Source organism: Sandaracinobacteroides sp. (genome assembly GCF_057137845.1).
The window spans coordinates 1-25503 of record NZ_DBNHFX010000085.1 but is presented as its reverse complement, the minus strand read 5'-3'; the positions used below and the strand labels follow the sequence as shown (position 1 = coordinate 25503).

General features: G+C 67.0%; 22 protein-coding genes and 1 pseudogene. 13 read left to right on the top strand and 10 right to left on the bottom strand.

What is annotated here, in order from left to right; genetic code table 11:
• The 3 genes from AC16JP_RS04505 to ilvC form a co-directional block, all read left to right on the top strand.
• Window positions 1-842: thiamine pyrophosphate-dependent enzyme (locus AC16JP_RS04505; RefSeq protein WP_484339408.1), on the top strand; the 842-nt coding region annotated here is incomplete at its 5' end.
• Window positions 842-1375, top strand: a complete 534-nt coding sequence (gene ilvN / locus AC16JP_RS04500; RefSeq protein ID WP_484339407.1) for an acetolactate synthase small subunit — start codon at window positions 842-844, stop codon at window positions 1373-1375. The genes AC16JP_RS04505 and ilvN, both read left to right, overlap by 1 nt.
• Before the next feature lie 73 nt (window positions 1376-1448).
• Entirely contained in the window at window positions 1449-2468 is a 1020-nt protein-coding gene (gene ilvC / locus AC16JP_RS04495; protein ID WP_484339406.1) for a ketol-acid reductoisomerase, read from the top strand.
• Between the two features lie 84 nt (window positions 2469-2552).
• Here ilvC and mfd read toward each other — a convergent pair whose 3' ends face one another.
• Entirely contained in the window at window positions 2553-6149 is a 3597-nt protein-coding gene (mfd, locus tag AC16JP_RS04490) for a transcription-repair coupling factor (RefSeq protein WP_484339405.1), read from the bottom strand.
• Window position 6150: 1 nt separating this feature from the next.
• Window positions 6151-6423 (bottom strand): FAD assembly factor SdhE, encoded by a 273-nt coding sequence (locus tag AC16JP_RS04485; RefSeq protein ID WP_484339404.1) that lies wholly within the window; start codon window positions 6421-6423, stop codon window positions 6151-6153.
• A 73-nt stretch (window positions 6424-6496) separates the two neighbouring features.
• Between AC16JP_RS04485 and recG the strand changes: the two genes are divergently transcribed.
• Both recG and AC16JP_RS04475 read left to right on the top strand, forming a co-directional pair.
• Window positions 6497-8572 carry an ATP-dependent DNA helicase RecG gene (gene recG / locus AC16JP_RS04480; RefSeq protein ID WP_484339403.1) on the top strand — a complete coding sequence of 692 codons (2076 nt, stop codon included), beginning with the start codon at window positions 6497-6499 and terminating at the stop codon, window positions 8570-8572.
• A gap of 71 nt (window positions 8573-8643) precedes the next feature.
• Window positions 8644-9102, top strand: a complete 459-nt coding sequence (locus AC16JP_RS04475) for a tetratricopeptide repeat protein (RefSeq protein ID WP_484339402.1) — start codon at window positions 8644-8646, stop codon at window positions 9100-9102.
• Between the two features lie 22 nt (window positions 9103-9124).
• Here AC16JP_RS04475 and tyrS read toward each other — a convergent pair whose 3' ends face one another.
• Window positions 9125-10354 (bottom strand): tyrosine--tRNA ligase, encoded by a 1230-nt coding sequence (gene tyrS, locus AC16JP_RS04470; RefSeq protein ID WP_484339401.1) that lies wholly within the window; start codon window positions 10352-10354, stop codon window positions 9125-9127.
• A 25-nt stretch (window positions 10355-10379) separates the two neighbouring features.
• Here tyrS and AC16JP_RS04465 point away from each other — a divergent pair, with 25 nt between their 5' ends.
• Together AC16JP_RS04465 and AC16JP_RS04460 are read left to right on the top strand one after the other, a co-directional pair.
• Entirely contained in the window at window positions 10380-11492 is a 1113-nt protein-coding gene (locus AC16JP_RS04465) for an anhydro-N-acetylmuramic acid kinase (protein ID WP_484339400.1), read from the top strand.
• The gene (locus AC16JP_RS04460; protein WP_484339399.1) at window positions 11492-13468 is read left to right on the top strand and encodes an AfsR/SARP family transcriptional regulator; all 1977 of its coding nucleotides are present in this window, start codon (window positions 11492-11494) and stop codon (window positions 13466-13468) included. The genes AC16JP_RS04465 and AC16JP_RS04460 overlap by 1 nt, the downstream gene beginning before the upstream one ends.
• On the opposite strand, the gene AC16JP_RS04455 is transcribed toward AC16JP_RS04460, so the two are convergent.
• The 6 genes from AC16JP_RS04455 to AC16JP_RS04430 form a co-directional block, all read right to left on the bottom strand.
• Window positions 13417-14136: a TfuA-like protein gene (locus AC16JP_RS04455; protein ID WP_484339398.1), complete on the bottom strand. Its 720-nt coding sequence runs from the start codon at window positions 14134-14136 to the stop codon at window positions 13417-13419. The genes AC16JP_RS04460 and AC16JP_RS04455 overlap by 52 nt on opposite strands.
• On the bottom strand, window positions 14133-15197 hold the full coding sequence (locus tag AC16JP_RS04450) for a YcaO-like family protein (RefSeq protein WP_484339397.1): 1065 nt from the start codon (window positions 15195-15197) through the stop codon (window positions 14133-14135). The genes AC16JP_RS04455 and AC16JP_RS04450 overlap by 4 nt, the downstream gene beginning before the upstream one ends.
• Window positions 15198-15207: 10 nt before the next feature.
• Window positions 15208-15504 (bottom strand): hypothetical protein, encoded by a 297-nt coding sequence (locus tag AC16JP_RS04445; protein WP_484339396.1) that lies wholly within the window; start codon window positions 15502-15504, stop codon window positions 15208-15210.
• A 127-nt stretch (window positions 15505-15631) separates the two neighbouring features.
• On the bottom strand, window positions 15632-15934 hold the full coding sequence (locus tag AC16JP_RS04440) for a UrcA family protein (protein WP_484339395.1): 303 nt from the start codon (window positions 15932-15934) through the stop codon (window positions 15632-15634).
• A gap of 122 nt (window positions 15935-16056) precedes the next feature.
• Window positions 16057-16632 (bottom strand): HD domain-containing protein, encoded by a 576-nt coding sequence (locus tag AC16JP_RS04435; protein ID WP_484339394.1) that lies wholly within the window; start codon window positions 16630-16632, stop codon window positions 16057-16059.
• Between the two features lie 79 nt (window positions 16633-16711).
• Entirely contained in the window at window positions 16712-17359 is a 648-nt protein-coding gene (locus AC16JP_RS04430; RefSeq protein ID WP_484339393.1) for an alpha/beta hydrolase, read from the bottom strand.
• A 128-nt stretch (window positions 17360-17487) separates the two neighbouring features.
• Between AC16JP_RS04430 and AC16JP_RS04425 the strand changes: the two genes are divergently transcribed.
• The 4 genes from AC16JP_RS04425 to AC16JP_RS04410 are packed head-to-tail and all read left to right on the top strand — an operon-like array spanning window position 17488 to window position 21560.
• Window positions 17488-18579, top strand: a complete 1092-nt coding sequence (locus tag AC16JP_RS04425; RefSeq protein ID WP_484339392.1) for a cysteine desulfurase family protein — start codon at window positions 17488-17490, stop codon at window positions 18577-18579.
• A complete protein-coding gene (locus tag AC16JP_RS04420; RefSeq protein ID WP_484339391.1) occupies window positions 18569-19711 on the top strand; it encodes a cysteine desulfurase family protein in 1143 nt (380 codons plus the stop codon). Before AC16JP_RS04425 ends, AC16JP_RS04420 begins: the two co-directional genes overlap by 11 nt.
• Window positions 19708-20043, top strand: a complete 336-nt coding sequence (locus AC16JP_RS04415) for a 2Fe-2S iron-sulfur cluster-binding protein (protein ID WP_484339390.1) — start codon at window positions 19708-19710, stop codon at window positions 20041-20043. Before AC16JP_RS04420 ends, AC16JP_RS04415 begins: the two co-directional genes overlap by 4 nt.
• Before the next feature lie 59 nt (window positions 20044-20102).
• Entirely contained in the window at window positions 20103-21560 is a 1458-nt protein-coding gene (locus AC16JP_RS04410; RefSeq protein ID WP_484339389.1) for an AMP nucleosidase, read from the top strand.
• Between the two features lie 12 nt (window positions 21561-21572).
• Here the strand turns inward: AC16JP_RS04410 and AC16JP_RS04405 are convergent, their stop codons facing one another.
• Window positions 21573-22001: a peptidylprolyl isomerase gene (locus AC16JP_RS04405; RefSeq protein WP_484339409.1), complete on the bottom strand. Its 429-nt coding sequence runs from the start codon at window positions 21999-22001 to the stop codon at window positions 21573-21575.
• Window positions 22002-22130: 129 nt separating this feature from the next.
• Here AC16JP_RS04405 and AC16JP_RS04400 point away from each other — a divergent pair, with 129 nt between their 5' ends.
• Together AC16JP_RS04400 and AC16JP_RS04395 are read left to right on the top strand one after the other, a co-directional pair.
• Entirely contained in the window at window positions 22131-24164 is a 2034-nt protein-coding gene (locus tag AC16JP_RS04400) for an autotransporter assembly complex protein TamA (RefSeq protein WP_484339388.1), read from the top strand.
• Window positions 24164-25503 (top strand): annotated as a pseudogene (locus tag AC16JP_RS04395) (hypothetical protein); the annotation flags it as partial. The gene AC16JP_RS04400 and the pseudogene AC16JP_RS04395, both read left to right, overlap by 1 nt.

Sequence of the window (25503 nt, the reverse complement as noted above, 5' to 3'; positions counted from 1 at the left end):
ATGTCGACATCGACCCATCCAGCTTCAACAAGACGGTCCGCGTCGACCTGACGATCGAAGGCGACGTTGGCCATGTGCTGGAGGACATGATCAAGCTGTGGCGCGCACAAGGAGCAGCGGCCCCGGCCCAGGACGAATGGTGGGCCAGAATCCGTGGCTGGCGCGCGCGTGACAGCCTTGCCTTCCGGCAGGAAGGGCAGCGCATCCAGCCGCAACATGCGATCCGCCGCCTGTGGGAGGCGACCCACCATCTCGATCCGGTCATCTCGACGGAAGTTGGGCAGCACCAGATGTGGGCGGCCCAGCATTTCGACTTCGAAAAGCCCAATAAATGGCTGACGAGCGGCGGACTGGGCACCATGGGCTATGGCCTGCCGGCCGCGATCGGCGCGCAGCTTGGAAATCCGGGCGCGCTGGTGATCGATATCGCGGGCGAAGCCTCCATCCAGATGAACATTCAGGAAATGGCAACGGCGACCCAGTATCGCCTGCCGGTCAAGGTGTTCGTCCTGAACAACGAATATATGGGCATGGTCCGCCAGTGGCAGGATCTGACGTATGACGGTCGATATTCGGAAAGCTATTCCGACAGTCTGCCCGACTTCGTGAAGCTGGCCGAAGCCTATGGATGGAAGGGTATCCGCATCGAGCGTGAATCCGAACTGGACAAGGGCATCGCCGACATGCTGGCGCACGACGGGCCGGTGTTCGTCGATTGTCTGGTGGAAAAGCTGGCGAACTGCTTCCCGATGATCCCGTCAGGGGCCACCCACACCGAAATGCTGCTGTCACCCGATCAGGTGGCAGGCAAGATAGCAAAGTCAGCGGAGGCACTGGTCTGATGTCGGCGCGCACGAGGTCGCTATTTCCCGAGGAGGCCACGGAAACCCACACGTTGTCGATCATCGTCGACAACGAAGCGGGCGTGCTCGGCCGTATCGTCGGGCTGTTCTCGGCGCGGGGCTACAACATCGAAAGCCTGACGGTGGCCGATGTAAGCGCCGATGAAGCCGTCAGCCGGATCACCATCGTCACCTCGGGGCCGCGCCGGGTGATCGACCAGATCACCGCGCAGCTCGACAGGCTGGTGCCGGTGCATTCGGTCACCGACCTGACCGAGCTAGGCCCGCATATCGAGCGCGAACTGGCGCTGGTGAAGGTGGCAGGCACCGGCGAAAAGCGCGTCGAGGCGCTGCGCCTTGCCGACATCTTCCGGGCGCGCGCCGTCGATACCACCACCAAGAGCTTCGTGTTCGAGATTTCCGGCTCTACCGCCAAGGTGGACCAGTTCATCGAACTGATGCGCGAGGTTGGCCTTGTCGAAGTGGCGCGCGGCGGCGTCGTCGCCCTGTCGCGCGGCGCCACTGCACAATAGCAGGTTTTACGTTTTTCCAACGCGTTCCGGCCCATGGGCGGGGCGCCCCGATCCAAACCAAAGGAACACAGAAATGCGCGTATATTATGATGCCGACGCCGATCTGGCGCTGGTTCGCTCGAAGAAGGTTGCGATCGTAGGCTATGGCAGCCAGGGCCACGCCCATGCCCAGAACCTGCGCGACAGCGGCGTCGCCGACGTGGCGATCGCGCTGCGCCCCGGCTCGGCGACCGCCGCCAAGGCCGAAGGCGCCGGCTTCAAGGTGCTTTCCAACGCCGACGCGGCGAAATGGGCGGACATCGTCATGATCCTTGCCCCCGACGAGCATCAGGCAGCGATCTATGCTGACGATCTGGCGGCCAACCTGAAGCCGGGCGCGGCGATTGCGTTTGCGCATGGCCTCAATGTGCACTTCGGTCTGATCGAACCGCGCGCCGACCTCGATGTCATCATGATCGCGCCCAAGGGTCCGGGGCATACGGTGCGCTCGGAATATCAGAAGGGCGGCGGCGTTCCCTGCCTTGTGGCGGTGGCGCAGGATGCCAGCGGCAACGCGATGGACGTTGCCCTAAGCTACGCATCGGCGATCGGTGGCGGCCGTTCCGGCATCATCGAGACCAACTTCCGCGAGGAATGCGAAACCGACCTGTTCGGTGAGCAGGCGGTGCTGTGCGGCGGGATCACCCACCTGATTCAGGCCGGGTTCGAAACGCTGGTGGAAGCCGGATATGCGCCGGAAATGGCCTATTTCGAATGCCTGCACGAAACCAAGCTGATCGTCGACCTGCTGTATGAAGGCGGCATCGCCAACATGCGCTACTCGATTTCGAACACTGCCGAATATGGCGATATCACCACCGGCCCGCGCATCATCACCGCTGAAACCAAGGCCGAGATGAAGCGCGTGCTGGCCGACATCCAGGCAGGCCGCTTCGTGAAGAACTTCATCCTCGACAACCGTGCCGGGCAGCCCGAACTGAAGGCAAGCCGCAAGGCAGCCGCAGCGCACCCGATCGAGGAAGTCGGTTCGCGGCTGCGGGCGATGATGCCGTGGATCGCCAAGAACAAGCTGGTGGACAAGGCGAAGAACTGACGTATCGCCCCTAGCAAACAGCAGCGGCGGCGCCTGCACAAGGCGCCGCCGTTTTGCGTAGCAGCGGGCTGCCCCGCTGAACGCTCAGCGTTTCTTCGCCTTGAATACCCCCGGCACCGGCGGCCGTGCCGGTTTTGGCGCCTGAACAGCGTCGGGCTGGGGCCTGGGGCCGGCCTTTTGCGACGCCGCCTGCGCCAGCCCTCGCGCAAGCGACAAGGCCCCCTGCAACCGCGCTTCCGGCCCGCCGAAATCGCGTGCCAGAAACAGCTTCTGGTCCGGCCGAAGTTTTGCCGCCCCCTTCAGGCGGTTGATCCATTCCACCAGCCCGACAGGGTTCGGGAAGGTCGCATCAACGAAGGTAACCAACGCCCCCTTCGGGCCGACTTCGATCTTCTGGACATGCGCACGCCGTGCGGCGTTGCGGGCCTCGACGATCGTCAGCAGGTTGGCTGCGGCTTCCGGCAGCTTGCCGAACCGGTCGATCATTTCGGCAGCGAACGCCTCGATCCCGGCCTTGTCGCGCAGTTCGGCAGCGCGCCGATACAGCGCCATTCGCAGCGCGAGATCCGGCACATATTCTTCCGGAATCATGACCGGCGCGTCGACGGATATGGTCGGCGACCCCGGATCTTCCGGCGGGCGCAGCCCCTGGGCTTCCGCCTTGGCGGCAAGGATCGCGTCCTCCAGCATCGACTGATACAGTTCGAACCCGACTTCACGGATATGGCCCGATTGCTCGTCGCCCAGCAGGTTGCCGGCGCCGCGCTGGTCGAGATCGTGGCTCGCAAGCTCGAAACCCGCCCCCAACGAATCAAGCCCGGCCAGCACATGCAGGCGCTTTTCGGCGGAAACCGTCATCCGTCCGTCGGCCGCAGTCGTCAGCAGCGCATAAGCGCGGCGCTTGGCGCGCCCCACCCGCCCGCGAAGCTGATACAATTGCGCCAGGCCGAACATGTCGGCCCGATGCACCAGCATGGTGTTGGCGTTGGGGATGTCGATTCCGGATTCGATGATGGTGGTGGCCAGCAGCACGTCATACCGGCCATCGGTGAACGCCATCATGCGTTCCTCGATCTCTCCGGCGGCCATCTGCCCGTGCGCCGTCACGAAGCGCACTTCGGGCACCATCTCGCGCAGATACTGCTCGATGTCCGGTATGTCGGAAATGCGCGGCACGACGATGAAGCTCTGGCCGCCGCGATAATGTTCGCGCAACAGGGCCTCGCGCACCACGACCGGATCAAACGGCGAAACCGTGGTCCTGACCGCCAGCCGGTCGACCGGCGGCGTTGCGATGACGGAAAGCTCGCGGATGCCCGACAGCGCCATCTGCAAGGTGCGGGGAATGGGCGTCGCGGTCAGCGTCAGCACGTGCACATCGTGGCGCAGTGTCTTCAGACGCTCCTTGTGGGTGACGCCGAAACGCTGCTCCTCGTCGACGATCACCAGCCCGAGGCGCTTGAACTCGACGCTTTTCGACAAAATGGCATGGGTGCCGACGACGACATCCACCCGCCCATCGGCCAGCCCTTCGCGGGTTGCGCGCGCTTCCGCTGCCGGCACCAGCCGCGACAGCGCGCCAACAGCCAGCCCCGTCTGTTCGAACCTCTGCCGGAAGGTCTGCGCGTGCTGGCGCGCCAGCAGCGTCGTCGGGCAGACGATCGCCACCTGAGCGCCAGCGGCGGCAGCGGCATAGGCCGCCCGCAATGCGACTTCGGTCTTGCCGAACCCGACATCGCCGCAGACCAGCCGGTCCATTGGCCGCCCGGCGGAAAGGTCGGCCAGCACCTCGTCCGTCGCGCGCAACTGGTCGTCGGTTTCGGCCCAGGGGAAGCCGCTCAGGAAGGCGGCATAGCCCTGATTGTCGGGCACATAGCTGTCGGCGTGTCGGGTTGCGCGCAGCGCCGCCGTCCGCAAAAGTTCGTGGGCGATTTCGCGGATGCGCTCCTTCATCCGCGCCTTGCGCTGCTGCCACCCGGTTCCACCCAGCCGGTCGAGCGCGACGCCCTCGCTCTCGCTGCCATAGCGCGACAGCACGTCGAGATTCTCTACAGGCACATAAAGCTTGTCGCCGCCGGCATATTCCAGCGCGACGGTGTCATGCTCGGCGCCCGACACCCTGATCGGCACGAGGCCGACATAGCGGCCGATGCCATGGTCCTGGTGTACCACCAGTTCGCCGGTTTCCAGCGTCTGCAGGTCTTTCAGGAAGGCGTCGGCCTTCTTTACCTGCCGGCGCCGCACGATCCGGTCGCCCAGCATGTCCTGCTCGGTCCAGATTTCGACGCCATCCATGCGGAACCCATGGTCGAGCGGCAGCACGACGACCGGCACCGAACCGCCTGCGGCCAGTCCCTGCGCCTGCTGCCATCCGTCAGCCGCCGCCAGCGACTTTGCCCCCTGCTCGGCCAGCAGGCCGATCAGCCGCTCCCGCGAACCGGCGCTATAGGCGGCAAGAACCGGCCGGCGTCCTGCCTCGCGGGCCTCGTTCAGCCTGGTGGCGATCTCGTGGTGGATGTTTGTGCCGCCGGCAGCCGCCGCCACCCGTGCGGCGGTAAAGTCCGGCGGCCCCAGCGCACCTGCATCAAGGGCATTTTCGTCGGGCAGCGGCCGCGCTTCGTGCATGTCGGCGGCAAGCGCCGCCCACTCCTCGCGCGCCAGATAGAGGCTGTCTGCGGGCAGCGGCCGATAGACGGATGCGCCAAGTTTCGCCCTGGTCTTGGGGAAACTGTCGGCAAGCGCCGCCACCCGGTTCTGCTGATAGTCGGCGATCGCTTCGAAGCGCGCGTCGGCGGCGGCCAGTGCGCCACCATCGGCCAGCCAGATATCGCCGTCGGCTACCCAGTCGGCCAGCGTCACCAGCCGGTCCTCGAACAGCGGCAGGAAATGCTCGATGCCGGGCGTGCGCCGGCCTTCGCTGGCCGCCTGATACAAGGGGTCCGACGTCGCCTCGGCGCCGAAGCGTTCCAGCCAGCGGCTGCGGAAGTTGCGGATCCGCTCCTCGTCCAGCAGCAGTTCGGAAACCGGCAGCAGCGTGAAGCCCGGCACGCGGCCCGTCGTCAACTGCGTCAGCGGGTCGATGCAGCGGATGCTGTCGATCTCGTCGCCGAAAAAGTCCAGACGGAAGCCCGCCGCACGCTCGCCACGGGCAGGCGGCACCAGATCGACCAGCCCGCCGCGCACGGCGAAATCACCTGCGTCACCGACGGTTTCGACCCGCGTATAGCCCGCCTTCATCAATGTCGCGGTCAGCACCTCGCGGTCGATGCGGGTGCCGGTGCGCAGGTCCAGCGTGGCTTCTGCAACGACGCTGCGAGGCAGCAGGCGCTGGGCGGCGGCGGCGACGGTCGTCACCACCAGTTCGGCGCCATCGGGGGCGGCACTCAGCGCGGCAAGCGCAGCCAGCCGGTCGGCCAGCACCTTCTGCGCCGGGCTGGCCCGATCATAGGGCAGGCAGTCCCACGCCGGGAACCAGATGGTTTTCAGTTCGGGCGCAAAAAACGGCGCGGCTTCCAGAATCGCCCGCCCGGTGGCCTCGTCGCTTGCAACCAGCAGCACCCGGCGGCGGTCCAGTCCTGCCGCGCGCGCCAGATCGGCGGCCAGCCACGGCAACAGGCCCGGCGGCACGGCCGACAGCCTGAGCGGCTTGGCCGAAGCGGCTATTTCCGCGACCGGCAGCATCTCAGCGCGGAATCAGCCTGACGAAGTCCAGCGCGCGCAGCCGCTCGACCATGGGGCCGCGCAGATGCTCGGGCGGTTCGCCGCGCCCGAAGGCCCAGGCCATGATGTCCACGTCCTGTTCCTCAAGCAGGGCTTCCAGCCAGCCGATGTCGGCTTCGTCCATGCCGTCGATCCAGCGTTCGGCAAAACCGCCGACCAGCATGTCGGCTTCCTTGGTGCCGCGATGGTGTGCGCGCCAAAGGATCTGCTTTCGACGGGCTTCATCCAGGGCCATGTGCGCTCCAACGGGAAAAAGGGCCGCCGCGCCAAATTGCGGGCCGCCATCAACTTGGGCTAGCGTTTACGCCATGCGGCCGGACTGTCTCAACCCCCTGTTTGCCGATGTTGGCTCGCTTCCCGGTGTCGGCCCGGCTGCGCATCGCGCGCTGGCGCGACTTGGCATCGCCCGCGTGCTGGATCTGCTGTTTCACTTCCCCACAGGCTGGCGGCTGACACGCCGTCTGTCGGGCCTCGCCACCGCGCGCGAGGGGGAACGCATCGCAGTGCCGGTCCGCGTCATGGCGCTGGCACCGGCGCGCGGGCGCGGGCCTGTCCGCCTGTTCACCGACGACGCCGACGGCATCGGCCTTGTGCTCGCGTTTTTCGGCCCGAAGGCGCACGGCCTCGCCAGCCGCTTTGCGGTCGGCACAAGTTGCACGATCGCCGGCCGGCTCGAAATGTGGAACGGCCGGTTTCAGATCATCCACCCGGAACTGCTGAAACCGGCATCCGCCGACGCGCCCGACGAACTGGCCGAAGCGGTCTATCCACTCACGCAGGGCCTCAATAGCCGCCGTATCGCCACCCTCGCCGAAGAAGCTCTGGCTCGCGTGCCAGAAGCCGCCGAATGGATCGAACCGTCGCTGCTGGCGCAGCGCAAATGGCCGGGGCACACACAGGCGCTGCACGCGGTGCACCGCCAGCAGCAGTCAGCCGCCGCGCGCGACAGGCTTGCCTACGATGAGCTGCTGGCTAGTCAGCTTGCCTGGGCGGTGGTGCGCGCCCGCAGGCGGCGCAAACGCGGGGCGCCGCTCAGGGGGGATGGCCGCCTGACTGCTGCCCTCGAAGCGGCGCTGCCGTTTCGGCTGACGCCGGCGCAGAACGGTGCGATCGCGGAAATTACTGCCGACATGGCGAACCCGCACGCAATGCTGCGGCTGCTGCAAGGCGATGTCGGCGCCGGCAAGACGCTGGTTGCGCTGATGGCCCTGCTGGCCACCGTCGAGGCAGGATTTCAGGGCGCTTTCCTCGCCCCGACCGACCTGCTGGCCCGCCAGCACCATGCAACGCTCGTCAGGCTGCTGGGCAGCCTTCCTGTCCGCATCGGGTTTCTGTCAGGGCGCGAGCGCGGCGCCGCGCGCACGTCTGTCCTGGCCGATCTCGCCGCGCACAGGATCGACATTCTGGTTGGCACGCACGCGCTGTTTTCGACCGACGTGCGCTACGCCGCGCTTGGCCTTGCCGTCATCGACGAACAGCATCGCTTCGGTGTCGCGCAGCGGCTGATGCTGGCGGAAAAGGCCGGCGTGCCGCCGCATCTTCTGGTGATGACGGCGACGCCCATTCCCCGCACTCTGGCGCTTGCCAACTACGGAGAGATGGATATCTCGCGCCTTGCCGAACGCCCGCCGGGCCGGCAGCCGGTCGATACCCGCGTCGTGTCACTCGCCCGCCTCGACGAGGTGATCGATGGGCTTGCCCGCCATCTGGCGGCGGGCAGGCAGGCCTATTGGGTGTGCCCGCTGCTCGAACCCTCCGACGAGGACGTGGCCGATGCCCCGACACCCGCCGTCACCCGCGCCGAGAGTCTTGCCGCGCGCTTTGGCGACACCGTGGCGCTGGTGCATGGCCGGATGCCGGGCGCCGAACGCGACCGGGCGATGGCCCGCTTCCAGTCGGGCGAGGCGAAGCTGCTGGTGGCGACGACGGTGATCGAAGTGGGTGTGGATGTGCCCAACGCCAGCCTGATGGTGATCGAATCGGCCGAACGTTTCGGGTTGGCGCAACTGCACCAGTTGCGTGGCCGGGTAGGTCGCGGCTCCGACCGATCGGTCTGCCTGCTGCTGCGCGCCGACAGGCTGAGCGAGACTGCGCGTGAACGGCTGCAGATGATGCGCGAGACCGATGATGGCTTCCGCATCGCCGAAGCCGATCTGAAGCTGCGCGGAGCGGGCGAACTGCTGGGCACGCGGCAGTCCGGCGAACAGGGCTTCCGGCTGGCCGATACCGATCAGGTGGCGCGGTTGATCGACGCCGCCCACGACGACGCCCGCCTGCTGGTCGATGCCGCCGGCCTGTTGCCGACTGCGCGCGGGAATAGCGCGCGAACGCTCCTCTATTTGTTCGAGCAGGATGCGGCGGTTGCAATGCTGCGTGGCGGCTGACCTGTGGATCGCGGTTGGAAATCCGCTCCGTAATCGTTAGTGCTGCAACTGTGCGTGTATTTTTTCATCCGATGGCCCTGTTGTTCGCGGCCGGCTTTACCGCCGTTGCTGCGGGCGGCGCCGGCGCATCGTCGGCGCTCGGCTCGATGCTGGGGCCGCGCCCGGCCGTTGCATCTGCCGACCTGATGCGCGACGGCATCGCCGCCTTCCGCAACAAGGACTACGAGAAGGCACGCACCATCTTCCGCCGCCTCGCCTGCCGAGGCAACGCAACGGCGGAAACCCTGCTGGGGACGATGGCGCTGAACGGCCAGGGCGGCCCGCGCGACGAGGCGATCGCTGCCGCTTGGTTCCTACGTGCTGCGCGGCGCGGGCATGTGCCGGCACAACTGGCGCTGGCCGACAGCTTCGCACGTGGCCGTGGCGTGCCAAAGGATCTCGACCGCGCCCGTGCACTGGCGCAGGCAGCGGCGGTGCAGGGCGATCCGGCGGCCGGAAATCTTGCAGAAAGGCTAGCCGCCGCCAACTGAAACCGGCCTGCGCCGGGCTGGTTCAGGCGGTCAGCAGGGCGTGACGCTTGCGGCCCAGGCTCAGCTTGGCCGGGCCGGGCAGCGTATGTGCCGGGTCGGTGATCTGCACGGCGTCCACGCGCACGGCATTTTCCGCGATCTTGCGGCGCGCCTCGCCTTTGGAAGCGGCAAGCCCGGTCGCAACCAGCGCATCGACCAGTGCGATCGGGAACGTCGCCTGCACGCGCGGCAGGGCCTCGCCGGCGCCGCCTTCGTCGAAGGTCGCGCGGGCCGTCGCCTCGGCGGTGGTGGCGGCTTCGTAGCCCCGGCACAATGTCGTCGCCGCGTTGGCCAGCGCGATCTTCGCCTCGTTGATGTCGGCGCCCTGCAACGCTTCAAGCCGGCCGATTTCATCGTCCGCAACATCGGTGAACAGCCGCAGGAACCGGCCCACGTCGCGGTCGTCGACGTTGCGCCAGAACTGCCAGTAATCCCAATCCGCCAGCATGTCGGCGTTCAGCCACACAGCGCCCTGCGCCGTCTTGCCCATCTTCGAACCGTCGGCATTGGTGATCAGCGGCGTCGTCAGGCCCAGCAGCTCGGCCCCCAGCACGCGGCGGCCAAGCTCGACGCCCTGGGTGATGTTCCCCCACTGGTCCGAGCCACCCATCTGCATCACGCAGTCGTGGCGCCGGTGCAGTTCCACGAAATCATAGCTCTGCAACACCATATAGTTGAATTCCAGAAACGACAGCGGCTGCTCGCGCTCGAGTCGCATACGCACGCTGTCCATCGAAAGCATGCGGTTCACGCTGAAGTGGCGGCCATAGTCGCGCAGAAACGAGATATAGTTCAGCCCGTTCAGCCAATCGGCATTGTCGACCATGATTGCGTCGGTCGGCCCGTCGCCGAACTTCAGGAAGCGTTCGAACACGCGGCGGATCGATGCCATGTTGGCAGCGATCGTCGCATCGTCCAGCAACTGCCGCTGCGTGTCCTTGCCCGAAGGGTCGCCGATCCGCGTCGTGCCGCCGCCCATCAGCGCGATCGGTTTGCCGCCCGCCTGCTGCAGACGCCGCAGGTTCATGATCGACATCAGGTGGCCGATGTGCAGCGAAGGGCCGGTCATGTCGAAGCCGACATAGGCCATCAACGGCGGGCCTTTTCCCTGCTCCATCGCCAGCGCGCGGCCGTCGATGGCTTGCGCGTCGGTCAATTGATGCAGGAACCCCCGGCGATCGAGGGTGCGGAGATATTCGCTCTTGTAGGTCATGACGTGGCACGCTCTAGAAGAAGTCATGGCAGACGCAAAGCATCTCGTCATCGGGCTGATGTCCGGAACTTCGGTCGATGCGGTCGACGCCGCCCTCCTCGAGACGGACGGCGAAAGCCACATTCGCGCGCTGGCCTTTGTCGAACGCCCCTATTCCGATGGTGAACGCACACTGATCCGCAGTGCCGCCCGCTATGCCCTTACCCTCGACCGCCCGGCGCCCGATCCGCTGATCCTCGAAGCAGAGCATGCGCTGACCATCGCCCACGCCGAGGCCATTGCACGGCTGCCCGGCCACAAGGCCGCAACGCTGATCGGCTTTCACGGGCAGACGGTCGCGCACAGGCCGCCCGGCTCGGGCCACCCGCACCCCTATACATGGCAGATCGGCGATGCCGGGCTGCTGGCCCGGCTGACAGGCCGTCCGGTCGTGCATGATTTCCGCAGCGCCGACGTCGCGGCAGGCGGGCAGGGCGCACCGCTGGCGCCCGGCTATCATCGCGCCCGGCTGGCGGCGGCGGGGCCGGGCACCGGCATCCTGAACCTCGGCGGGGTCGGCAATCTCACATGGTTCGCCGACCCTGCCGACCCGGCCGCACAGTGGGGCGGGTTCGATACCGGCCCGGCGAACGCCCTCATCGACGACTGGGTGCAGCGTCATGCAGGCGCCCGCTACGACGAGGGCGGCAGGCTGGCGGCCGCCGGTGCAGTCGATGAAGCGGCGATCTCCCGACTGACCGACACCGCATTTTTCCGCGCCACCGGTCCCCGCTCGCTCGACCGCGACGATTTCTCGATCGCGCCCGTCGAACGGCTGTCGGCAGCCGACGGCGCGGCAACGCTTGCCGCATTCACCGCAGAATCGGTCGCCATTGCCGTTCGCGGCCTGCCGGTTGCGCTGCACCGGCTGTTCGTCACCGGCGGCGGGCGGCACAATCCGGTGATGATGGCGATGATCGCCGAACGCACCGGCTGCATGGTCCAGCCGGTCGAATCGCTCGGCTGGGACGGCAACGCTCTCGAGGCCGAGGCGTTCGGCTGGCTTGCTGTCCGGCACCTGAAACGGCTTCCCATAAGCTGGCCCGAAACGACCGGCGTTCCCCGGCCGGCTATGGGCGGCACGCTGGTTCGCGGCTGATGTCTGGCCTCACCCTGCATCTGCTCGGGCAGCTCAGGGTCATCGGTCCCGATGGTGCGGATCTGGCGCCCCGCAGCCGCAAGACACGGGCGTTGCTGGGCATATTGGCGCTGACCCCCGGTGCCACCGCGTCACGCGGAACGATCGCCGGCCTGCTCTGGAGCGACCGCGCCGAAGAACAGGCCCGTGCCAGCCTGCGTCAGGCGATTGCCGAACTGCGGGAAACCGCGCCGGCCATTGCATCGCATCTGCAGGCCGACAGGATGTCGGTCGGCCTCGATGCAACGGCGTGCCGAACCGATGTCGCGCTTCTGGCCGACGCGATTGCCAAGGGCGATCTCGCAGTATTGTCGGCGATGCTGCCGACGCTCGCGCTGCCGCTGATGGCCGACATGGACGGCCTCTCTCCCGACCTCGACGACTGGCTGCGTATCGAACGTGCGCGCTTCGAATCGAGCCTGCTTGCCGGGGCGCTCGGCGCATTGTCGTCGGTCGCTGCGTCACGCGAACAGGCGCGCACCGTCGCCACCCACCTGCAACGGCTGTTCGAAGGCAACGAGGAAGCCGCGCGCCTCGGCATGGAACTCGACCATGCCGCCGGCGATCTTGCGTCGCTGCACCGGCGCTACCGCCTGCTGGAAGAGCAGATGAAGCGCGAGTTCGACGGCCACCCTTCGGCTGAAACGCGCACGCTGTTCGCCCGGCTGACAGCGTTCGCGCCGGTCAGGGATGCGCCCGCACCGGAAGGGTCGTCTGGCGGAGAGCCGCCCGTCATCCTGTTGACGGCGTTCGCCATTCTCGATCCGCAAGGCCGCATCGGCCCGCTGGGCGAGGTATTGCAGCATGATCTGGTGGCGTCGCTCAGCCGCCTGCCCGACCTTCGCGTCCTCATGCCATCCGGCCCGGTGCCCGATCGCCCGGACGGCCCGATCAATGGCTCGATCGCGGGCTATCGGCTGGGCGGCAGCATCCGCCCGACGGCGCACGGCCTGCAACTCGCCTTCACGCTGACACGGATGGCTGACGGCAGCCTCGTCTGGAGCCATCGCACTGAAGCCGACGAGGCCGAACTCGGCAGCGCGCTCGATGATGCGGTCGAACGTGTCGCGGGCGCAATGCTGCCGACGGTCGAGCGCGACCTCGTGCTTTCGCACCGGCTCGATTCGGCTGCGCCCGAGGCCTATGCGCTGTATCTGCGCGGGCGCACGCTGATGCTGGCGGCCGAAAGCTATTCCACCGCCCGCAAGGCCGCAGACCTCCTTGAAAAAGCGCTGGAAATCGATTCCGGCATGATCAGCGCCCGGCTGCATCTGGTTGGCTGCTATAACGGCGATTTCATGCAGATGATCGCCGGGCACGACGCGACCGATCTGCGCGCGCGGGCGCTGAAACTCGCTCAGGAGGCGGTCAGCCTCGAACCGCGCAACCCCAACGCGCTGGCGCGGCTCGGCTGGACGAAGCTGCGCGCCTACAGCGCCGACGACGCCGAAGCACTGATCCGCAGCGCGCTCGAACTCGGCCCGCACCATGCCGACAATGTGGAACAATGCGGCGCGGCGCTTGCGCTCCTGGGGCATGCCACCGAAGGTGCGGCGCTGATCCAGCACGCGCTGGCGCTGAACCCTTTCCCCCGCAGCGATTATTTCGCGGATTTTGCTATCACCGAGATGCTGCAAGGGCGCTATTCCGAAGCGGCAAGCCAGTTTGCCGCCGCCGCCGATCCGTCGATCCTCTATCTCGCACTGGAAGCCGCCTGCCTCGGCCATTTGAAGATCGACCGTGGTCTGCACGCACTTCGGCAACGGCTGGCGGCGATCTGGGCAGGCGCCGCCCCTTGCGCCGACGATGATATCGTGCCGTGGATGTGGTCGGTGCTGCCGCTGGTCCGCCCCGAACATCGCGCCATGGTCGAGGAAGGCCTGCGTCAGGCGGGCCTTGCAGCAGACCCGGCCGCCCACCCCTCGAACACGCGGTAATAGCCGGTCCGCACCAGGCGTGGCGGCATTGCGCGAGGCCTGACGGCGGAACGCAAGCACTCGATCAGCGCCAGCGCGTCGCGCTGCTTCAGCCCCGGTGTCAGGCGGGGTTCGATCACGGCGCACCACTGATCCGCCGCCGATCGGTCGACGGCCCGGCAGATTGCCGCCACGTCGCGCTCCTCGAACGACATGCGGCGTGCGCGGCGGACAAGCGCCTCCCGCACGTCGGCGGGCAACGGGGCGCTGCAAACCGCATCCTCGAAGTCGACGAGCGCAACCGACAGCGGCCGATACCCAAGCGCCGCCGGTGCATGGGCAACCAGCACCGCGTCGTCGCGCAGCAGCCGCCCCCCGGAATAGGCTTCGAACACCGCGCCGATACCGATCATGCCGAACCCGTGCAGTTCGGCAGCGCGCAGTGCGCCGATGCTTGCCGCACCAACGACGGCGATGCCCCGGTCCAGCGCGTCGAGGATTTCCTTGTGCCAGACCGAAGGTGCAATTCCGAACACGCCGTCCACCAGCCCGATCGCAGTTGGCGGCGGTTGCGTGTGGATGGCGGCCCAGATGTCTCCGGCGGCGGCTGGCGGGCGTAGATCGATGCCTTCCGGCAATGCGCCATCCCAACCGGCAAGGCTCGGCCCGGCGAACAGCAATGCGGTCATTCCGGCACCCAGTCGGCAATGCCGGGCGCCAGCAATTTCACGAAGCACAGGCCGGGCTGTTCGAACAACAGCAGTTCGACGACGCACGCCGCCCCCGCCCCGGAGAGGCCTTGCAGCAGCGCCGACTCGGGATCCGCCTGCACGTCATTCTTCGGCACAAGGGTGCAGGCTTCCGAGTAAGAGGAGATCGCCAGCAGCATCACTGCTTCGCTACAGTTGCCATATTGCGCTGGCGAAAGATCGTCGCGCGCGCCCGCCACAAGCCCGGCCCGTGCCTGCACCGCCTCGGACAGTGCCCCGAACAGCGCATCCGCCGGTCTCTCGCGGCAGCAGATGCCAAGCGCCGGCGGCAGGTTCAGTGCGTGCGCGCCGCCATCCAGCACTATCGCCGCCACCACCGGCACACCGGCGAAGGATGAAAGGTCGAATGCCAACACCCCGCATCCGGCCCGCGCCACCCGCCCCAGCAGCCAGCGTACGCGTCTGTCGGGGAATGCGGCGGGTTCGAACCGCAATGTCCGCCGCAGCGCGTGGGGGGCGGCGTCGAACCTGTGCATGGCGTGCCGCTCGACGAGTTCGGCCAACGCCGCCCGGCGGGCAAACCGCAGCGAAGGACCACCGGCAAGCCCGGTCGATGTGGCGGACGGCCCGGCCCCGCGCGGGTGGCGATTGTCCATCGAAACCAGTCTGTAGGGCGCACGTGCCCGACGTCCGGACAGCAGGTCGCGGCCTTCCAGCCACTGCACGCACCCGTCGCCCGCCAGTCGCCATTGGCTGACTTCCGCCGTGGTTGGCGCGGCCTCCAGATCCGGGGTCACGGTCTCGGCGACATGCAGCTCAAGCGTTTCCATCAACGCCGATACGCGCGCCTGCGCGCGGCTTGCGCCACGCCCCAGCCCGACCGACAGCGAACGTGATTGCGGCCGGATCGCCTGCCAGACCGGCATGCCGATGCGATCGTAGCCCGTGATGTCTGCAAGGCGGGTCACACCTGCTGTACGCGCCAAATCCCGCGCACGGCCCTCCGTCTCCGATAGGGACGTGGCGGCCCGGTAATCCACCCGCCCGCAGTCAGTTGTCGTCAGGTGGATTCGAGATCAGCATGCTGATGAGCTTGGCGCGAATGGTGTTCCCGTTTTCGCCGGCAAATCCGCAACTATTCATCATGGTATGGCCGCTGCGTGCTACAGTCATTGCAGTTTCCATTGCTGCAATCATGGCCAGCTTTGCGGGGTCGGTGCCTCGATCTGCCAAAGCAACATAAGCTATACGTTCACTGATCGCGTAGCCGATGATTTTTCCAGGTGTTGCAGGGTCAGGTATTTCAGTCAGGAAATATTTTGGCCCGCCAGTGGTTGTGTCTGTCATGACGCCCTCCCGAAGCGGCACCGCCTATACAACAAATCATGGGCGCTTTCACGCCCATTTATTCACCCGGTATTTGAAAAGCGGCGATCTTCCGGCCGGAAGCTCCGGCCGGAAGACCTGCCCCGCCTCACCGTGAAGCCAGTTGTTGCTTCGACGAGACGGCGGCCGCCACGATCTGATGCCGCGTGACTTCGGCTGCGGCATAGGTGCGCTTCTGGCACACAGCCTCAGCTATACCCGCCTCATAGCTGCACACGTGCCGTGCGGCCATCTTCAGCCGGTGGTCGAGCGTCGCCTGACCGTCCTGGCTCGTCAGATCGAGGTCGCCATAATAGACCTTGGCGGTAAAGGCCGGTTCCGTCGCCATCACCATGGCCGACTGGGTGAGTGCCAGCGCTGCGATCAGCGCCATGTTGCTGAACTTCATCATCGTCTGTCTCCTCCATCGGTGGCTCCCTGCCGTCCGATGGGAAACAGATGCAGCAACCCCCGCAAGCCGAGCGTGAAGTCAGCGTGAAATGCCCGGCAAAAATGCATTTGCCGCGAAAAAATTCAGGCCGGACTGGTCCGGCACTGGGTGCGGGCAGCCAAAGCCTGGTCGAACGCGCTTTCCAGCCCCGGATGCGTCCCTCGCACACCGGCGACCACCTCGGCGGCCCAGTCGAAATAGGCCTGCCGCCGCTGCTCGGGCCAGTCGGACGGCGGGCTGGAGGCAAGGTCGCGCAGGTTGCAGATCTTGTCGGCCAGCTTCACCAGCTTCGCGTGCGCAGAGGCGTTGGCTGCCCGCACCACCTGCAATCTTTTTCGCTCGGGCTTGGGCAGCGCCTTGTCGTCGGTCACTTCGGCGACGATCGCGGCGACTTCAGCGCCGAAATGCATGGCAAGTTCCGCTTGTGTGGTCTGCGTGTCCTCGATTGTGTCGTGCAGGATTGCGGCGCAAAGGGTGACCGGATCGTCGATTCCACCCTCGTTCGCCAGCACATCGGCGAGTGCGATCGGATGGTTGATGTAGGGCGAACTTTCCGCATCCTTGCGGCGCTGGTGCCGGTGCTTTTCGGCGGCAAAGGCAAAGGCGCGGATCAGCATTCCGGTGCCGGTCGTAGCCGGCGCGATCGTCGCATCGTTCATGGCATTTCTCCCGGTGGGGTGGGACTAGGAGGTCTTAGCCAGTCTGATGTGCCAGAGCGGGTCGCACCGGGCCTTCGCGCTACTTGCCGCTCATCAGCCGCCGGTCGAGATAGGTTTCCACGCGGCCCATCATCTCGTCCATTTCCTGGGCGAAGAAGTGGTTGGCTCCCTCGACCTTCTCATAGTCGATGGTGATGTGTTTCTGCGTTTTCAGCTTGTCGACCAGCTTCTGGACAGCAGGTTCCGTCACCACTTCGTCGGCGGTGCCCTGCACGATGATGCCGCTGGACGGGCAGGGTGCGAGGAAACCGAAATCATAAAGATTTGCCGGCGGTGCGATCGAGATGAAGCCCCGCACCTCGGGGCGCCGCATCAGCAACTGCATGCCGATCAGTGCGCCAAAGCTGTAGCCCGCCACCCATGTGCCCGACGATTCGGGGTTGATCTGCTGCAGCCAGTCCAGCGCCGAGGCCGCATCCGACAATTCGCCGACGCCATTGTCGAACGTGCCTTCCGAGCGCCCGACGCCACGGAAATTGAACCTGAGCGTCGCAAATCCGCGCTTGGCGAACATCTGATAGAGCGCAAGCGTGATCGGATTGTTCATGGTGCCGCCCGATTGCGGGTGCGGATGCAGCACGATGGCGATCGGCGGGCGCGGCTTGCCGGCCGGCTGGTAGCGTCCCTGAAGCCGTCCTTCTGGCCCGGCAAAAATCACTTCCGGCACGAAAGTTCCTTACATTCGAGTCAGCGCAGCGGCGCCATCGGGCAGGTTCGGGGCGAAATTCCCGCGCTGGCCGTGGCATCCGGGGATTGCCGGTCTATAGGAAGCCGCGATAGAAAATTGCAAGCATCATGAAGCCTCCTGCCCAGACTCCTCGTGCCTATCTCGACTGGGCGGCAACCGCGCCGCTGCACCCCGCCGCCCGGCGGGCGATCGAGGATGCGGCGAAACGCCTCGAGTCGGGGGTGTGGGCGAACCCATCCTCGGTACACGGGCCGGGGCGCGCCGCCCGCCGGGCGCTGAACGCCGCGCGCGAAAGCATCGCGTCGTTTCTGCGCGTTCCAGCCGATGCGCTGATCTTCACCAGCGGCGGCACCGAAGCGCTGTCGCTGGCGCTGAACGGCGCCGAGGCATCGGCAAGGCTCGTCGGCGCAACCGAACATCCGGCCGTGCTTGCGGCTGCTCCCGATGCAACGATCGTCCCGGTCGATGGCGACGGGCGGATCGTGCTTGCCGAAATCCCTTCGGGCGCGCTCGTCGCGATCCAGCACGCCAACAACGAAACCGGCGTCGTCCAGGATCTGTCGGCAATCGCGCAGACGGTCCATGCCGCTGGCGCAAGGCTGGTTGCGGATTGCGTGCAGTCGGCGGGCAAGCTGGCGCTGCCGCCCGCCGACTTCATCGCCGTTTCCGGCCACAAGCTGGGTGGCCCGGCGGGGATCGGCGCGCTCGTCGTCCGCTGCAAGGACGGGTTTCACGCAACGCAACGCGGTGGCGGGCAGGAACAGGGCTGGCGCGGCGGCACCGAAAATCTGCTGGGCGCAGTTGGCTGGGCAGCCGCGATCGAGCTGTGGCACGACGACTTCAACGACCGCGCGACCAGCCTGCAACAACGTCTGGAAAGTGCGGCCCGCGCGGCTGGCGCGCAGGTGAACGGCGCCGGTGCGCCACGCCTGCCCACCATCAGCAGCCTGCATTTGCCGGGCGTCGCCGCCTCGACGCAGCTCATGCAGCTCGACATGGCGGGAATCGCCGTCAGCCAGGGGTCTGCCTGTTCGTCCGGAACGCTGAGATCCTCGCCGACCCTCGAAGCCATGGGCCTTGCTGACGCAGCATCGCAGTCGCTGCGCGTCTCGACAGGCTGGGCCACGACCGAGGCCGACATCGACCGCTTCCTTGATGCATGGACGCCGATCGCCCGCCGGGCAGCCGATGGCCGCTGAGCCGATCGACCTCGACGCGCAGGCGACCAGCCCGCTGCGTCCCGAGGCGCTTGCCGCCATGCTTCCCTATCTGCACGGGCGGCACTGGAACCCGCACAGCATGCATCGGGGCGGCAGGCTGGCGAAGGCGGCGCTCGATGCAGCGCGCGCGCAGGTGGCAGTGCTCGCCGGCGCAACTCCCGGGCAACTGATCTTCACTTCGGGCGCAACCGAATCGAACAATCTCGCGCTGAAAGGCGTGATGGAATGCGCGCACGAGAGCCAGTCCAACCGCCTCGTCACCTTCGCGACGGAACATTCCTGCGTCCTGCAGGCGGCCCGCCACCTCGAACGGCTGGGCCATCCGGTCACGTTCCTGCCGGTGCTTCCCGATGGCATGCCCGACCTTGGTGCCTATCAGCAGGCGCTGGCGGCGGGGGGCGTCGCGCTGGTGTCGGCGATGTGGGTCAACAACGAAGTCGGCAGCATCTGGCCGATCGAGGCCATGGCAAGGCTGGCGCACACGCATGGCGCACTGTTCCACACTGATGCGGCGCAAGCCTTCGGCAAGCTGGCGATCGATGGTTCGGGCGCCGATCTGGTGTCGCTGTCGGGGCACAAGATCGGCGGGCCAAAGGGCATCGGCGCGCTGGTCGTCGGGCAGGGCGTGCGGCTGGCGCCGTTGCTGGATGGCGGCGGTCAGGAAGGCGGCGTGCGTTCCGGCACGCAGGCCCCGGCGCTTGCCGCAGGCTTCGGCGCGGCAGCGGCCGCCGTCCGCCCGGATGCAACGCGCAGACACGCGGAACAGTTGATGGCGGTGGCGCTGGGGGTGCTGGCGGGCGTCGGCCACCGGGTGAACGGCCCGGCGCCTGCGGGGCCTGACCGCTGGCCCGGCAACCTGTCGGTCCGCTTTCCCGGCGTCGATGCGAACCGGCTCATGTCGGCGCTGCCGGGGCTGGCGCTCGGGTCGGGATCGGCCTGTTCGTCAGGGTCGGGCCGGCCAAGCCATGTGCTGGCGGCGCTTGGCGTTCCGCCCGATCAGGTTCGCCAGACCTTGCGTCTTGGATGGAACGACAGCATGTCAGCCGCCATGCTCGAAGACGCACTGAACCAGCTATGCGCGGCCGTCAGGAAATTCACCGCACAGCCATGACCCACCTTCGCATCCTGAATTCCGATGGCGCGCTGGTCGCCGAAACCGACGCCGCCCCCGGCCAGACGCTGCTCGCGGTATGCCAGGCGCTCGGACTGCCGCTCGAGGGCACCTGCGAGGGCGCAATGGCCTGCTCGACCTGCCATGTACTGGTTGCCGAAGCCGATCTGGCGAAACTACCCGCCCCCGGCCCGCACGAGGAAGACATGCTGGACTTCACCCCCCATGTCGGCCCGACTTCGCGGCTGTCGTGCCAGATCGAGCTGACGGCGGCGCTGGACGACCTCGAATTGCGGCTGCCGCCCGGCCATGCCAACATGCAGGGCCGGTAACGGCACAACGCGCCGGCAGGTCTCGAAACCGTCATCAAAGCGTGGCATGAACCGGGGCAATGAACGTCCCGCCTGTCATCAGCGTCGATCCAGACGCCATCATCGACGAACTTTGCCGCCTGTATGACCGCTCGGTCGGGAACCTGCGGACGAGGCTGACACAGTATCTGGCCGGCGGCGCACCGCCGACGCAGGCCGAACGGTCGGGCGGGCTGTTCGCCTATCCGGAGCTGCGCCTCTCCTATCATCCGCAGGCGCCCGCGCCACGCCTCAGCCGCGCCTACGCCCGCCTCGTCCAGCCCGGAGAATATGCCCTCACCGTCACCCAGCCGGGGCATTTCCGCCGCTACCTCGCCGAGCAGATGGAACTGCTGCAACGTGATTATGCCCCACGCTTCGAAGTGGGGCTGTCGTCGGTGGAAATCGCCTTTCCTTATGTGCTGGATGGCGCCGGTCTCGAACTCGACGCAACGGCGGCCAGGGAACTCTCCCGCCATTTCCCGACGACCGAGCTGCGCCACATCGGCGACGAACTGCCGGACGGCCTGTGGGTGGACCCGCCCGGCGAGGCCCGGCCGCTAGGGCTGTTCGACGGCCCGCGCACCGATTTTTCGCTTGCGCGGCTGAAGCACTACACCGGCACACCGGCGCACCACACGCAAAACCATGTGCTGTTCACCAACTATCACCGCTACGTCGATGAATTCATCCGCTGGGCCTGCGATGAACTGCGCGCCGGGCATTACACCGGCCTGAGCTGCCCCGGCGGTGCGCTGCTCGATGCAGCGCACGCCACCGCCGACGCGGCGCAAGGCGATGGAAGCTGGCGCCGGCACCAGATGCCGGCGTGGCACCTGATGGCGCCCGGAGGCGAAGGCATCACGCTCGTCAACATCGGTGTCGGGCCGGCGAACGCAAAAACCATCACCGACCATCTGGCCGTCCTCAGGCCGCAGGCATGGCTGATGATCGGCCACTGCGGCGGCCTGCGGCCAAGCCAGTCGATCGGCGATTATGTGCTGGCCCACGCCTATTTACGCGACGACCATGTCCTCGACGACGTGCTGCCGCCGGAAATCCCGATTCCGGCGATTGCCGAAGTGCAGCAGGCACTGGATCGCGCCGCCCGCGCCGTCACCGGTCTCGATGGCGAAGCACTGAAAACACGGCTGCGCACCGGCACCGTAGTGACGACCGACGATCGCAACTGGGAACTGCGCTTCGGCCTGACGGCGCGCCGCTTCAACCAGAGCAGGGCCGTCGCCGTCGACATGGAGTCGGCGACGATCGCCGCGCAGGGCTACCGGTTCCGGGTGCCCTATGGCACGCTGCTCTGCGTCTCCGACAAACCCCTCCACGGCGAGATCAAACTGCCGGGGCAGGCCAATCGCTTTTACGAAGGCGCGATCTCGGAACATCTGCAGATCGGCATTGCCGCCGTTGCGCTGCTGCGCAACGAGGGCGGCCGTGTCCACAGTCGCAAGCTTCGCGCCTTCGACGAGCCGCCGTTCCGGTAACGGCGGCCAGTCTCAGAAGCTCCGCAGCGAGACGATCTTCCCCGGCGCGCGCGGCGGCTCGCCCTTGGGCAGCGCGTCGATGTGCTCCATGCCTTCCGTCACCTCACCCCAGACCGTGTATTGCCGGTCGAGGAAGCGGGCATCGTCGAAGCAGATGAAGAACTGGCTGTTGGCGCTGTCCGGATTCGATGTGCGCGCCATCGAGCAGACCCCGCGCACATGCGGCTCGGCGGAAAACTCAGCCTTCAGGTCGGGCAGTTTCGATCCGCCGGTGCCACGGCCCTGCGGGCAGCCGCCCTGCGCCATGAAGACGGGGATCACGCGGTGGAACACGATTCCATCGTAGAAGCCGCCGTCAGCCAGCTCGACCATGCGGGCCACATGGCCGGGGGCAAGATCGGGGCGTAGGCGGATGACCACTTCGCCGTTTTCCAGTGTCATCTTCAGATTGTCGGGCACGGGGTATCGTCCTTGTGGTGTGAACAGTGCGCACCCACTAGGGGCCAAACCGCAGCAGGGCAACGGCGGCTTTCGCTTGCCAAGCGGCACGCAACCGGGCTTTGTGCGATCGTGTCGCTTTGCCCCTCGCGTCTTGCCTGCTCGCTGTTCACCACCCTGCTGATGGGGGGCCAGGCTGTCGCCGTCTATGCACAACAGGCAAAGGCCATCCCCCCTGCCGCCGCCGACCTGTTCGCGCCGCTGCCCGAAATCCCGACGGAAACCACCCTGCCACCCGTCGATTTTGGCGAACCATTTGAAATCCCGCCGCTAGCGCCGCCGGATCCGGCGCTGCTGGCGCCGTTCCCGGCGCTCGACGCCTTCGACCTGACGCCCGACACCAGCTTCAAGTTCACAGAGCAGGCCGAAGAAGGGCAGCGATACCGGGTCCACGTCGACGGCCTCGACAATGCTGGCCTCATGGGTGATTTCCGGCGCAACTCGCAACTGGTGCGCGGCGAACGGCAGCCGGCAACCGCTGCCCAGATCGCATCGCGCACCAACGCCGACAAGCAACTGGTCCAGCGGCTGCTGCGCTCGGAAGGCTGGTATTCCGGCACGGTCGATTCGTCGTTCACCGCCGACGATGCCGGCCTGATCAATGTGCGGCTGCTGGCTGAACCGAGCGAACGCTATCACTGGAGCCGGATCACCCTTGACCTGATCCCCGACGACAAGTCTGTGCTTGCCGAAGGGTTCGGCCTCGTCGTCGGGGATCCGATCCGCGCCATCGCCGTCGAGGAATCCGAGGGCGCGCTGCTGCGCCGGTTGCAGGAACAGGGCTACCCGTTCGCGGAAATCGGCGCACGCGACGTGGTGCTTTCCCAGACCGCGCCGACCGGCACCTACATGCTTACGGGCGATATCGGTGCAGCCGGTGTGTTCGGGCCGATCCGCATGTCGGGCTATCAGCCGTTCGGCGAAGACCATGCAAAGGTGATTGCACGCTTCAGCCCCGGCCAGCCCTATGATGTCAGGATGGTCGACGATCTCAGGCGGGCGCTGATCGCCACGCAGCAGTTCGGCGGCGTGACGGTCAGCGCAGTCGACAGCGGCCTGCGCGAACCGGACGGCCGCGCCGTCACCGAAATCCGCATCGTCGGCAATCGCGGGCCGGAACGGCTGCTGGTCGGGCAACTGGGGTATTCCAGCCGCGAGGGCGTGCGGGCCGAAGCCTCGTGGCGGCACCGCAATCTCGTCCAGCCGGAAGGCACGGTCACGGCGCGCGCGGTGCTGGGCACACAGGAACAGCGGCTGGCGGCCGGCCTGTCGCTTGGCAACTGGCGCATGCGCGACCGGACGCTCGCGCTCAGCGCCGAGATCGCCAACCTCACGCCGCTCGCCTATCATGCGCAGACGATCGACTTCAGTGCCGAACTGGCGCGGCAGTCGACGCCGATCTGGCAGAAACGCTGGACCTGGTCTGTCGGGTTCACCATCGGCGCATCGAAGGAATGGGCACGCCTGCTTCGGCCGACCGACGCCATCCCGACAGGGCCGAGCCGCAGCTTCCTGTTCGTGTCGCTTCCGGCGATGCTCGCCTACGACCGCTCCGACGACCTCCTCGACCCGACCGAGGGCTTTCGTGTCAAACTCGAAGTCAGCCCCGAAATCTCCCGCGAGGGGGGCAAGGTTGACGCCTATGGCCGGCTGTTCCTGGGCGGCAGCGCCTACCAGCGCCTGCGCGACGATTTCGTGCTGGCCGGGCGTGTGCGCGCAGGCTCGATCATCGGCGCGCCGCTCGACAGCGTCGCCCCGACACGCCGTCTCTATGCAGGCGGCGGCGGCTCGGTGCGCGGATTCGAATACCAGAGCGTGGGGATCGAAAGCTCTGGCACGGAACCGTTCGGCGGCCGCAGCCTGCTGGAAGGCAGCATCGAGGGGCGGTATCGCTTCGGTGATTTCGGCGTGGTCGCCTTCGTCGATGCAGCGTCGGTGAACGCAAGCACGATCCCCAGCCTGCACGGCACCCGGTTCGGGGCGGGCGTCGGCGGGCGTTATTTCACCAGTTTCGGCCCGATCCGTTTCGATGTCGCGCGCGCGATCAACCGCCGCCCGTTTGACCCGAAGGTCGCAATCTACATTTCGATCGGGCAGGCGTTCTGATGCCGGACCAGCCCAGCCAGCCGCAGGATGCCGACGCGGGCGCCGTGTTTGCCGGTGCGCCACGGTGGGGCTGGGGGCGCTGGCTGCTTTCGCTCCTTGCCACACTGGTGGTGCTGTCGGCACTTGCTGTGCCCGCAGGCCTGTGGTGGCTTGCGGAAACCGTGCCGGGCCGCGCGTTCGTCGCCCGGCAGATCTCCGGCCTCGAACCCGAAAGCGGGTTGCGCTTCAAGGTTGGCCGGATCGACGGTTCGCTGTTTTCGCGCTTCCAGATGGTCGATGTCGTAGTCCACGATCTCGATGGCCCGCTGGCCGTTATCCCCGTTACCGAGGTCGACTGGGAACCGTTCACGCTGGTCGGCGGCGCCGTCAGCGTCAACCGCCTGATGGTGCCGGAAATGCGGATGCTGAGGCAATGGCGCATCAACCCGCGCAACCCAAAGGAACCGATCCTTCCCGACATCGACATCCGCATCGGCCGGTTCGATTTTCCCCATTTCGTGCTGGAAAAGCCCGTCGCCGGCCGCGAGGAAACGCTGGCCGCCACGGGGCGCGCCGACATCCGCTCGGGCCGTCTGCTCCTCGATACACAGGCGTGGGCAACCAGCGGCGACAGGCTGCTGCTGCTGCTCGACGCCGAGCCTGACCGCGACCGTTTTGCCCTGCGCACCGATCTGCGCGCCCCGGCGACCGGCATTCTGGCTGGCCTGACCGGCGTAGCGAAGCCGGTGGCGATCGACGCCAACGGCCAGGGAAGCTGGCGGCGCTGGCGCGGCCATCTGAACGCCGATGTCGGTGAAGGCAAAGACGCAAACCGCGTCGTCGCGCTGTCGCTCAGCGCCAACGACGGGCATTTCGGCGCTTCGGGCACAGTCCGTCCGTCGCCGCTGGTGCCGGAAAGCTGGCGCGCCCTCGTCGAACCGGAAGTGACGATCGATGCGGCAGCCTCCCGCCCGAACGGCAGCTTCGACTTGCGCTTCACCGCCCAGACGCCCGCGCTTTCGGTGAAGGGCGGCGGATTTCTCGATACCACGGAAAACGAAGTCGCGGGCGCGCGGGTGGATGTCGTCATTCTCGATTCGCGCGCCCTGCCCGGCGACATGACCGGAAGCGGGCTTTCGGCAACCGTTCTGGCCGATGGCCCGATCGCCGACCCCGATATCCGCTGGTCGGCTGCTGCCGCAACGCTTCGCATGGCGGGCGCCAATGGCCCGGTGGGCGCCAACGGCCTGCAAGCCGAGGGGCGCGTGCAACGGGCGCAGGCCGACCGGCCTCTGACCGTCAGCTTCAGCGCGCGCGCGGCAACGACGATCGGCCTGCAACCCGAGATGGCGGCGCTGCT